Consider the following 503-nt stretch of genomic DNA (forward strand, 5'->3'; position numbering starts at 1 on the left):
ACAAAAACGGGGTTTACCTTACCGAAATCGGTACGGATACCGCGAAAGAGCAGATTTATAACCGCTTCACACTGACGCCGGAAGGGGATGAACCGCTTCCCGGTGCCGTTCACTTCCCGAATAACCCGGATATTTTTGATCTGACCGAAGCGCAGCAGCTGACTGCTGAAGAGCAGGTCGAAAAATGGGTGGATGGCAGGAAAAAAATACTGTGGGACAGCAAAAAGCGACGCAATGAGGCACTCGACTGCTTCGTTTATGCGCTGGCGGSGCTGSGCATCAGTATTTCCCGCTGGCAGCTGGATCTCAGTGCGCTGCTGGCGAGCCTGCAGGAAGAGGATGGTGCAGCAACCAACAAGAAAACACTGGCAGATTACGCCCGTGCCTTATCCGGAGAGGATGAATGACGCGACAGGAAGAACTTGCCGCTGCCCGTGCGGCACTGCATGACCTGATGACAGGTAAACGGGTGGCAACAGTACAGAAAGACGGACGAAGGGTGG

The 503-nt window shown here is 54.5% G+C and carries 2 protein-coding genes; both read left to right on the forward strand.

Annotation, left to right across the window (positions count from 1 at the left end):
* A partial coding sequence (locus tag EJ063_RS20600) for a terminase gpA endonuclease subunit (RefSeq protein ID WP_126576082.1) occupies nt 1-407 on the forward strand: 407 nt, incomplete at its 5' end.
* On the forward strand, nt 404-503 hold a 100-nt coding region (gene gpW, locus EJ063_RS20605; protein ID WP_074157844.1), incomplete at its 3' end, for a gpW family head-tail joining protein. The genes EJ063_RS20600 and gpW, both read left to right, overlap by 4 nt.

Source organism: Vibrio aquaticus (assembly GCF_003970385.1).
GTDB lineage: Bacteria > Pseudomonadota > Gammaproteobacteria > Enterobacterales > Vibrionaceae > Vibrio > Vibrio aquaticus.